Origin of the sequence: Sphingomonas sp. ABOLG (assembly GCF_003950435.1) — a bacterium.
Taxonomy (GTDB): domain Bacteria; phylum Pseudomonadota; class Alphaproteobacteria; order Sphingomonadales; family Sphingomonadaceae; genus Sphingomonas; species Sphingomonas panaciterrae.
The window spans coordinates 19,118-27,252 of the sequence record NZ_QQWW01000023.1 but is presented as its reverse complement, the minus strand read 5'-3'; the positions used below and the strand labels follow the sequence as shown (position 1 = coordinate 27,252).

General features: G+C 64.0%; 11 protein-coding genes and 1 pseudogene. 6 read left to right on the top strand and 6 right to left on the bottom strand.

The genetic code is table 11. The annotated features are described in order from the left end of the window. Positions 1-3: 3 nt before the first annotated feature. Both CA236_RS17445 and CA236_RS17440 read left to right on the top strand, forming a co-directional pair. Positions 4-747: an AAA family ATPase gene (locus CA236_RS17445; protein ID WP_241212737.1), complete on the top strand. Its 744-nt coding sequence runs from the start codon at positions 4-6 to the stop codon at positions 745-747. A 62-nt stretch (positions 748-809) separates the two neighbouring features. Then, positions 810-1,283, top strand: coding sequence for a hypothetical protein (locus CA236_RS17440; RefSeq protein WP_125946577.1), 474 nt, complete (start codon positions 810-812; stop codon positions 1,281-1,283). 8 nt (positions 1,284-1,291) lie between these two features. Here CA236_RS17440 and CA236_RS17435 read toward each other — a convergent pair whose 3' ends face one another. The 4 genes from CA236_RS17435 to CA236_RS17420 all read right to left on the bottom strand — a co-directional run bounded on the left by CA236_RS17435 (position 1,292) and on the right by CA236_RS17420 (position 4,638). Then, the gene (locus CA236_RS17435; protein WP_061781005.1) at positions 1,292-2,665 is read right to left on the bottom strand and encodes a mechanosensitive ion channel; all 1,374 of its coding nucleotides are present in this window, start codon (positions 2,663-2,665) and stop codon (positions 1,292-1,294) included. A 67-nt stretch (positions 2,666-2,732) separates the two neighbouring features. Next, entirely contained in the window at positions 2,733-3,587 is an 855-nt protein-coding gene (locus CA236_RS17430) for a DUF2382 domain-containing protein (RefSeq protein WP_061781006.1), read from the bottom strand. 36 nt (positions 3,588-3,623) lie between these two features. Beyond that, the gene (locus tag CA236_RS17425; RefSeq protein ID WP_241212736.1) at positions 3,624-4,250 is read right to left on the bottom strand and encodes an OmpA family protein; all 627 of its coding nucleotides are present in this window, start codon (positions 4,248-4,250) and stop codon (positions 3,624-3,626) included. Then, positions 4,237-4,638, bottom strand: coding sequence for a YsnF/AvaK domain-containing protein (locus CA236_RS17420; RefSeq protein WP_125946575.1), 402 nt, complete (start codon positions 4,636-4,638; stop codon positions 4,237-4,239). The genes CA236_RS17425 and CA236_RS17420 overlap by 14 nt, the downstream gene beginning before the upstream one ends. 148 nt (positions 4,639-4,786) lie before the next feature. Between CA236_RS17420 and CA236_RS19375 the strand changes: the two genes are divergently transcribed. From CA236_RS19375 to CA236_RS17410, 4 genes and pseudogenes are all read left to right on the top strand, one after another. Then, positions 4,787-5,209 (top strand): PAS domain-containing protein, encoded by a 423-nt coding sequence (locus CA236_RS19375; RefSeq protein WP_346962778.1) that lies wholly within the window; start codon positions 4,787-4,789, stop codon positions 5,207-5,209. A gap of 30 nt (positions 5,210-5,239) precedes the next feature. Beyond that, positions 5,240-5,962: pseudogene (locus tag CA236_RS19370) on the top strand (PAS domain-containing protein); the annotation flags it as partial. Between the two features lie 33 nt (positions 5,963-5,995). Further along, the gene (locus tag CA236_RS19365) at positions 5,996-6,274 is read left to right on the top strand and encodes a LuxR C-terminal-related transcriptional regulator (RefSeq protein WP_346962779.1); all 279 of its coding nucleotides are present in this window, start codon (positions 5,996-5,998) and stop codon (positions 6,272-6,274) included. A gap of 108 nt (positions 6,275-6,382) precedes the next feature. Then, a complete protein-coding gene (locus CA236_RS17410; protein ID WP_125946574.1) occupies positions 6,383-6,706 on the top strand; it encodes a hypothetical protein in 324 nt (107 codons plus the stop codon). Positions 6,707-6,835: 129 nt separating this feature from the next. Here CA236_RS17410 and CA236_RS17405 read toward each other — a convergent pair whose 3' ends face one another. Beyond that, a complete protein-coding gene (locus CA236_RS17405) occupies positions 6,836-7,282 on the bottom strand; it encodes a globin domain-containing protein (protein WP_125946573.1) in 447 nt (148 codons plus the stop codon). Between the two features lie 149 nt (positions 7,283-7,431). Then, the gene (locus CA236_RS17400; protein WP_125946572.1) at positions 7,432-8,034 is read right to left on the bottom strand and encodes a sensor histidine kinase; all 603 of its coding nucleotides are present in this window, start codon (positions 8,032-8,034) and stop codon (positions 7,432-7,434) included. Positions 8,035-8,135 lie beyond the last annotated feature (101 nt).

Sequence of the window (8,135 nt, the reverse complement as noted above, 5' to 3'; positions counted from 1 at the left end):
CCTATGACTTTACATGGATGTGGGAAGAACTGGGGCTTAGCGACCTCCGGCGGTAACGGCCATCATGCGGTTCTTGAAATGTTCTCGCTTAGCGTTGTCTGGCGTACCTTCCACGCGATGCCCTCCATTGCCGCGCTCCTTGGCGAAAAGGTCGCTCGCTGCCGCGCCGTCTTCTACACCGTGTCGGTCAGCAACACGCCCAAGACGATCGACGCGGTGTTGGGCCTCAACCTCATTAAGCTGGGCTATGCCCGGCTGACGGTCGCGGGCGGCTCGCAGGACGAAATCACCCATGACGCCGCCCGCATCGCCTGCCCCCTCGTCATCGTCGACGAGGCCGACCGCCTGACCATAAAGTCGCTCGAACATCTCCGCGACATGGCCGATCGCCACGGCTTCGGGCTGATCCTGATGGGTATGCCGGGCTTGGAGAAGCGCCTCGCCCGCTATGCCCAGCTCTACTCGCGGATCGGCTTCGTCCACGAGTTCAAACCGCTTACCGAGACCGAAATGCGGCTGCTGCTCGCGACCCACGCCGGCGATTTCGGGATCAGCTTCGACCCGGCCCAACTCGACGCGATCGAAGCGCAGGCAGCCGTGATCCGCATCACGCGCGGCAACTTCCGGCTCATGGAGCGCCTGTTCGCGCAGATGCGGCGGATCATGACCCTCAACCGCGTCGAGGAGGTCACCGCTGACATCGTTCAGGCCGCGCGCGATTGCCTCGTCATCGGACCCGGCAACTGACAAATAGCGCGATCAGAACGCCGCCATTTAGCGCGAGCGTTTACAGCTGGGGGAGGATGCCGGTGTCAAAACCGACCGGTTATGACACCAGCAACCTAAGCTCGCTCTGTATCCGCCGCAGGGCCTTTCAATCCTGGCGGCGGCAGGTCGGCATCCGGATCGCGTCCCTCGGGCCTTTGTTACTGTCGCTGCCGAATTGCGTCAGCACGATCTTCCGTCGCATCCGCCTTCTTCTCGGCAGTCGCGCGAACCCTGCGGGCTTCTTCTTCCAAGGCATCCGCCCGCTGATCGGCTTCGCTGCGAACGGCGTCCGCCTGGTCCTCGGCGGCGTCCGCACGTGCTTCGATCGCCTCGTTCAGACTGTCAGCGGCACGATCCTGGGCTTCCCCCGTCCGCTCCGCCGGCCCTTTCTCGATCGTATCCTCGCTCGATACGACACCTGCGTTGGCGTCGGCCTGCTCGCCGGCATCCTCGCGGGGGCCGTCACAGGCCCCCACGAACGCGATCAGTGCCAGCCCGACGAGCTGGAGGCGTAGCCCTCGTCTCATGACTGCGGTTCCTCGCTCGGCGTCGAACTGCCCGGACGGAGGGTGGTGCTCGACTGCGGCGCGATCGGCGGATGGGGTGTTGCGGCCGAGCCGCTGAGACGCTGAACGAGCTTAGCAGCGGCATCCCGTCCGCCGAGACCGAAGGCGAGCGCGAAAGCGACAGCGATGGCACCCAGGATCAGGCCGAAGGCGAGATTGATAATGTCGTCGGCGAGACCCATGAAGCGCAGGCCGATGGCGGTGCCGAGCACGATAATCGCAACGTGCACGATCTTCGCGGTCAGCTCGGCATTGGCCCCGCCGCCCGCGCGCACGACCGTCGACACCAGCTTTGCGATGGCGATGGCTGCGGCGATGATGACGGCACCGAAAACGACCGAGCCGAGCAGGGTCAGGATCTCCGCCATCATGCGCGAGCCGTAGGCGAAGTTGAGTTGCCGGAACGCCTCCATCAGGCCGAAGATGATGATGGCGACGAACACGGCGTTACCCAGCAGCTTGGATGGCACTAGCGCTGGCGTCGCGGAGGCCCCTGCGGAAGTTGACGGAACCCCGGCCGCCGGCGTCGTGCTTGAGGGGAACACGCCGAGCGCGCTGATCGTGCGATCGAAGCCGGTGCCGCTCAGGAATTGGCTGAGGAGTTGCGACGCGAACCGGCCGATCACATAGGCGAGCGCGAGAATGATCGCGGCTGCGACAACGTGCGGGATGCTGTCGAGGATGATGCGGAGCATCGCGGTCGCCGGATCGGAGATTGCGCGGATGTTGAGCTGATCGAGCGCGGCGATCGCGACCGGGATAATGATGAGCGCGAAGACGATCCCGCCGACCATCCGCGGCAGCGTCGTGGGATCGGCCTTGGCCATCCCGGCGCGTTCGGCGAGCTGCTCGGTGCGGGCGGCTGTCAGCACCGCCTCCACCGCCTTCTTGGCGACGCTGGCGACGATGTAGCCGACGAAGAAGATCAGCCCTGCGCCGATGATGTTGGGGATGGCGGCGCCGAACTGGTTGAGCATTCGGCCGACCGGGCTGGTGGCAGCGGCCAGGCCAAGCGGCTGAGCGGCAAGCACGAGCGCGATCAGGATCACGATCCAGAAGGCCGCATCACCGACCTGGGCACCGACGCTCTTGGGGTTGCGGCCCGTCTCGGGAATACCGGACTGCCGGTGCGCGTGACGCGCCAGCGGCGTCTTGTTGACCAGCGCGGCGACGCCCCACTTGGCGGCCCTCGCCAAAAGGTAGCCGATCAGGAGGATGACGGCCGCGGCAAGAACGCGCGGCCCCCACTCCTGTAGGTAAAGAACGGCGGTGTCGCCGAAGTTGCGGGTGCCGGCGACCATGCCGTCCGCTGTCACATAGTTCGGGTTCATCGCCGTCTCCCTGTTGGCAAAGCATGTGAGCCCGGCACAGGCTCTCACCTGCGCCGGGCTCCACCGACTAGATACGCTTGTCGGTGTCGCGGAAGGTCGAGCCGCGGGTCTCGACGTCGGTGTCGCGGTCGACCTCGACGTCGGTACGGCGCACGGTGTCGTCGACTTCCTCGACATGCTCCTCGGCCGTCTTGGAGACCACGACCTCCTCGACGACACGGGCGGTCTTGCCGACCACCGCTTCCTCGCCGGTCGCGGTCATGTCGACCGTCCGCTCGCGGAAGGCGTCGGTATCGGCCGCGGAAAGCGGCTGATCGACCGAGCGCCGCTCGACGTTGACCCGCTCGTTGCGGAGGCGGATTTGCTCGTGAACCGGCGTTTCAGTCACATAGGAGCGCACGCGCACCCCGCCGCGGCTGACGTCGCGCTTGCCGACGACCAGTTGCTCCTCGACGATCGGGATCACCTCTTCCTGTTCGGCCGTGCGGCCGGCGGTCTCGCGACGGTCGAAGCTGCCGAGAGCGGCCCCGGTCGCACCGGCAGCGGCGCCGGTGCCCGGATAATCCCAGCCCGACGAACGCCACTGGCTCGAACGGTCGTCGATGTCGATCGAGTTGGCCTCTTCGAGCACGCGCACCGCCTCGTCGACGCAATCGTCATCGACGTCGGCGGTCAGCAGCGCACCGCCGCGGCGCACGCCTTCCTCATAGGTGTGGCGGTCTTCATCGGGCACGAACGCGTTCTTGATCGAGTCCCAGAAGCCGCGGTCCTCATGGGTCGAGTAGCCGGTCTCCTTGTAACCGGCGCTCGACTTGTCGTGGATATGGATGTGGTCGGCGTCGATCCGCGCGCTCTTGAGCCGGTCTTTGGCTGCCTCGGCGTCGGCGCGGCTGTCGAACAGAGCGGTGATGGTGCTGGACATGATCTTACTCCTGCGATTGAGACGGGATTTGGCGGCTTACCTCGCCGTCACGACGAGTTCGGTGCGGCGGTTCTCAAAGCGACCGCCAGCGGTAGCGTTGGTGTCGACTGGATCGGTCTCGCCGCCTGAGACAGTCTCGATGCGGCCGGCGTTGATGCCTTGCGCGACGAGCGCCGACTTGACGCTATCGGCTCGGGCCTTGCCGAGCGCCATGTTGGCTGCATCGGTGCCGCGCGCGTCGGCGTAGCCGGCGATGCGGATTCGGGCGTTCGGATACTGCTTGAGGGTCGCGGCCACCTCGTTCACCTCGGCAGCATCGGCGGGTCGGATATTGCTCTTGGCGGTGTCGAAGTTGAGCTTCTCGAAGGTGAAGGTGCGGGGAAGCGGCTCCGTGCCGGCCAGATAGGTGCCGAGACCGGACGTGCCGACCAGCGCGTCAGCGGAGCCGGCGTTCGGAGTCGACGCAACAACCTCGGTCGGAGTAGCGGTGGGAGCGGGCGCGACCGCAGCCGAGTCCTCGCGGTTGCAGCGGCTCAGAGCGAACAGCAGGGCAAGCAGCCCAAGCGCAAGCAGCAACCAGGGCAGCCAGTTGAAGCCCTTGTTCTTCTCGATGTGGATGTGACTCGGCGCGCCCTCCGGCCTGTTATCGTTAGGTCCTGCCATGAACATCCTCCTGGGTTTCGGTGAGATCGATGCGATCGACGTCGACGCGGGTCCGCCTGAGCGTGGTCGGCAGTTCCACCGCCTCCGCGTGCGCCGACCGGTAGACATGGATTTCCTCGACGAGGAAAAGCCGCTTTTCGACAACCAATCGCTCCTCGAGAACGGGGATGATAGTCACACCGTCTTCCTCACGGACGTCGGGTGCGCGGTCGACCTCGCGCTCGACCGCCACCCGCTTGATCTCGACATGCTCGCGGCGCACCTCGTCACGAACGACGACTTGCTCCTGTTCAGGGACAGTGCGAACGGTGACATGCTCGATGTCGGTCGCACGTTTGAGAACGTGCGCCTCCTCCTCAACAATGGGTAGACGGATGTCGTCGGGCATGCCTGTCCTTCAGCTTTGCCACCCTAACGCCGACGGGCTGCTGAGGTGTCCCGGAGCGCACTCTTTTTCAGTCGAAGGGACTGGTAGATAACTACTAAATGTCCGGTAGTTCGCTGACACGTTCAGTATCTACGAGGAACATCGTCCTATGGCGCAGCGCTCTACCGGCATGTCCAATCCACTTGCCCGCGTTCTCGCCCGTGACACGTTGACCCATCTCGAACAGTTGATCGGCGGCATGACTGCCGGCGTCATCCTGATCGACCTGGCCGGAACGATCATCTGGGCCAATGATGCTGCGCTGGCGATGCACGGCGTCAACAAGCTCGAAGGGCTCGGTGGCAACGCCGACACCTATGCGCAGCGGTTTGCACTCAGGTTCCGGAATGGGCATCGGCTTGCGAACCGCGAGTATCCCGTCATCCGCATGTTGGCGGGCGAGAGCTTCCCGGACCTGGTGGTGGAGGTGAGTGCCGCCGGCAGCGATGAACGTCGTTGGACCCATCGGGTGCGCGACGTCGTGATAACCGGGGACGACGAAGAGCCGGACTGCCTCGCGCTCGTGATTTAGGACGTTTCCGAACAGTATGAAGCGGAGGCGCGGTTCGAGGCCATGTTCCAGGCCAACCCCGCGCCGGCGCTCATTATACGGCTCTCGGATCAGCGATTTAGCCGGGCAAATCGCGGATTTCTCGAAATGACCGGCTACCCCCGTCAGGTGGTCCAAGGGAACAGCCTCTACGATCTCGACATTCTCAACGGTGCCGAGCGAAAGGACTATGCCAGGCAGTGCCTTGCGGAAGGCCGGACGATCCCGCAGATGGAAGCGGAGCTGCCGCTGCCGGACGGCAATACCAAGCTCGTCATCATCGCCGGTCAGCCGATCGAAGTCGGCGACGACAAGTGCATGCTGTTTACCTTCGCCGATCTGGAGCCCCGCCGGAAAGCCGAACGGGCGCTTCGATCGAGCGAGACACACTTTCATACCCTGTTTGAGATGGCGCCCGTGGCGATGGTGCTGACTTCGCCCGACAGCCACCGCACAATGGACGTGAACGACGCGTTCGTTCGCCTCACTGGTCGCAGCTCGGCCGGCTCGATCGGCAGAGCCGCCGGCGATCCCGAGCTTTGGGCCGATCCGGCGCAGCGTGAGGAGGTGCAGCAGGAGCTGGATCGAAGCGGGGGCGTGCGCAACCGCGACGTCCGGCTGATCGATGCAGACGGGCAACCGGTCGACTGCCTCCTCTCGGCCGAGCGCATGGAGATCAGGGGCGACCGCTGCACGCTATGGCTTTATCAAGATATCACGGCGCGGCGGAAAAGCGAGCTGGAGCTGGCCGACGCGATCGAAGCGGTGATGAAGGATGCAAGCTGGTTTAGCCGGACCGTGATGGACAAGCTCGCAACCCTGCGTAATCCGCGCGCCGAAACCGCCACTGAGACCGCCGACCTGACGCCTCGTGAGCGTGAGGTGCTGGGGCTTATCTGCGAGGGCCTGGACGACAAGGTGATCGCGAAGCATTTGTCGCTTTCGGGAAACACGGTGCGAAACCACGTTGCCGGCATCTACGGAAAGATCGGTGTCAATCGGCGCGCCGCAGCCATTGCTTGGGCTCGGGAACGTGGCTTTGCCTAAAACAAATGCAACCGTGCGGCCGCAATCCAGTAATGGTCTTCAACAGCAATAGCCGGAGACCATGAGTCACTCACGAGGGGATCGGCAAAGCAAAGAAGGACAGCTATCATGCCAGATACCCCATATAATGATGCATTGGATGTTCTCGCCACGGCTCTGAAGGCAGGGCCTGCCGCTCTTGCGCACCAGAGCGGGCCGGCGGCCCGCACGAACTTCGTGGATCGGCTCACGACAATCGCGCACCGGCTTGATCTGGGCGGCCATGGCGGCGTGCAGGAGGTCTACGAGGCCGCCTCAATCATCGGTCGATTACAAAAGGGGCCGAAACGGCCAAAAGGTGAGGGTTGGTCGATCGAAGATCATCAGGCCATTGCCGATCTTGAGAAGGTGCAGATGAAGCTCGTCAAGCTCGCTAACGGTGTTCAGGAGTGAATGGCGATGAGTTCGTCTCTCTTGTGCCTGTCCATTCGGCCAATGAAGGCCGGTGCCTTACCGCCGTGATGGGGCTGGCGGGCGCTGAGGAGTCAGTGTCCTAGCGGGAGGAGCGGCCCGATGCGGCGATCATGCCGCCTCAGTCCGGTAGAGCTGCGCCTCACGGTTGATAAGGATATCGGCCAGGAACCAGTAGGCTTCGCCCCAGGCGTTCAGAATCTCATCGGTTGCCGCCTCGCCCAATATGTCGCGGATCGCCGGCAGCAGCGCGTTGGCGACCGCAGGATAATGTTCGGGCTGGATATGGGTCTCGACATGGCGCGCGGCGATGCGCTCGATCGCGGGTTTCAGCACGTCGAGCTTGTCCACATTCTGCGCAAAGGCGAGGATCGCCGCCGCGAGCCGCTTGGGCTGCGCGCCGGATTCGTGCGCGGCCATGTCAAACAGCGCCTTGATCTCCGGATCGACGAACAGGCGCTGATACATGCGCGTGGTAATCTCCACGCCGTGCTGCTGGAGCGCAGGCGCCGTAGCTTTTACCAAAGCCATTGTTTCGGGGGAAAGCGGTTTGGACATACAGACGTGCTCCGGATTTCAGGACCCTGACAAAAGAGACGATCAAAGTGGCGAGAGGGACCCGATCGAGCAAGGAGCGTGGGCCGGAGAGACAGGCATGCGCGATGAACCCAAGGCTTAGCGTCGGGGTATCCCATATCCGCATTCGATCATAGCTCGACCGCAGCCAGAGGAGCGAGCAAGGTCCACACGACGCCCGAGGCGGGAAACTCCATCTCGGCACGGCCGCGCAAGCTGCGGCTCACGGCCGTGCATATCAGCCGCGACCCAAAGCCCCGCCGCTCGGGCCTGACGACTGGCGGGCCACCCCGTTCGGCCCATTGCATCCAAAGCTCGGCTTCGGTGCCCGAATCCAGCACCTTCCATGTCAGCTCGATCGTGCCCGCCTCATTGGACAGGGACCCATATTTGATCGCGTTCGTCGCCAGCTCGTGAAAGGCGAGGGTCAACGTCATCGTCGCCCTGGGGCCGATCGTGACCGTGGGGCCGTGGAGGCGAAGCCGCTCCGCGTAGAGGGTGAAGTGGCCCAGCGCATTTTCCGCCAGCGCGGGCAGGGGCGCCGCCTGCCAGTTGTGGGATAGAAGCTGCTCGGTCGCGTTGCCCAGCGCCGCCAATCGCTCGTCAATGGTCGATCGGGCGTCTTCGATCGAATCGGCCGCCTGCAAGCTCTGGCTGACAAGGGAACGAACGACAGTGAAAATGTTCCTGAACCGATGCTCAAGCTCACGAATCCGGGTTTCAGTATCGACCATAACTCTACGTGCCCCCTACCCGGCTACTTAGAGCAATCGAGAGCCCAGGACGAACATTTTGCACGTCCGCGTGGAGCACAGAGCCAGACGGCGCGTTGCTG